Here is a 1,512-nt window from a genome sequence, read left to right as displayed (position 1 = left end):
AAACTCGTACGGCGGGTTCGGAGGGGGGCCGTGCGAAAAAGGGCCTGCTCATGGCAGGTGCCTCGTCGCGCGGCCTACCCAACCAACCGCTTGAAGCAATGGCGAGGCATCGCCACGCGCTACGAGAAGACCGCAACCATCTACCTGGCCGGACTACATATCGCCGGCATCTTCCTCTGGTCCGCCTGCTGACTCAGGGAACATATCTGGTGGCAGCTGACGGGGATCGGTACACCCATTGTCAGTCGCTGGTGCCAGCATCACAGCTATGAGCGCCATCTTTACCACTCCACCGCGGCCGTTCGACATCGCCGCACTCTTCCCTCAACTGGCTCCGCTGGCGCGAACGGCCACCCGGCTGCACCCGCGGCCGGGCTCTCCCACCGTGCACGACAGCTCCGTCGGCGGGCCGCTCCTGTGGCCCGCCGGCGAGCCGTGGCCGTACTGCGACGAGCCGCACGACAGGCACGCGTCGCAGACGGTCCACTCGCCGGACGACGTCCGGCTGCTGCGCCGCGATCTCGCCGCCGCGGAGGAGCGGCTGCGGCTCGACCCCGATGCGCCCGAGGTCACCCCCGAGGAACGGGAGAACTGGGAGCGGATCAAGGTGGGCCGCCCGTGGTTCGACGGCCCGGTCCCCCTGCTCCCCGTCGCTCAGCTCTACGCCCGTGACATCGCCTTCCCGTGCCCGCCCGACGCGGACCTCCTCCAGGTCCTGTGGTGCCCCTTCGACCACGCCGAACGCGCCCACCCCACGACCGCACTCTTCTGGCGCTCCTCCGCCACTGTCACCGACGTCCTCGACGCACCGCCCGAGCCGCCGGTCATCCAGTCCCAGTGGTACCTCCCGGAGCCATGCCTGTTCTCACCGGAACAGGTCACGGAATACCCCAATCCCTCAGAGCTGCCGGAGGAGTTGCGTGCCCAGGTGGAGGACATGAGCCGATGGGCGTCGATCGACCCTGCGCTGTACAGCGATTACGCGTACGACCCGGGGGAGCTGTACTTGAACAACCTCTGCCACGCACCGGGCTGGAAGACCGGCGGCTGGACCTGCTGGGGCCTCAGCGACCCCGTGGACCGACCCTGCCCCGAGTGCGGCACGGACGAGGTGCCGCTTCTCACCATCGCTTCCTCGGAATGGGACGCCGGCAGCGGAACCTGGGTCGCCGAGGAGGAACCGACGAACCCGGCCCCGCCTCCCCTGGGAGCGCGGGACGGCAACTTCACGCTGATCGACATCGTCGGCGGCTACAACCTCCAGCTCCACGTCTGCCCGGCCTCCCCGGACCACCCGCACATCGAACTGGTCCAGTAAGCCCTTGCGGAAGTCCTCCGCGCCACCCGGGGGCACCGCGATCGTCACACCAGCCAGCAGCCTCTTCCAGCTACCAGGTGATCCAAACTAAACGCCCTAGCTGTGCTGTCCCGGGACGTTGGTGACACGCGTGCTGGGTGCTTGAACAGGTGAGGGCCTTCTGGGTTCGGTGTGGATTGCGACATCTACGCCCG

The 1,512-nt window shown here is 68.1% G+C and carries 1 protein-coding gene and 1 pseudogene; both read left to right on the top strand.

The annotated features are described in order from the left end of the window. Positions 1-84 precede the first annotated feature (84 nt). Positions 85-192: pseudogene (locus KUM03_RS39370) on the top strand (IS5/IS1182 family transposase); the annotation flags it as partial. 76 nt (positions 193-268) lie between these two features. Continuing rightward, a complete protein-coding gene (locus tag KUM03_RS32335) occupies positions 269-1,318 on the top strand; it encodes a hypothetical protein (protein ID WP_217254132.1) in 1,050 nt (349 codons plus the stop codon). Positions 1,319-1,512 lie beyond the last annotated feature (194 nt).

The organism is Streptomyces sp. AC602_WCS936, from assembly GCF_019049125.1.
Classification (GTDB): Bacteria; Actinomycetota; Actinomycetes; order Streptomycetales; family Streptomycetaceae; genus Streptomyces.
The sequence above is the reverse complement of the archived record's forward strand: the minus strand, read 5'-3'. Positions and strand labels throughout refer to the sequence as shown.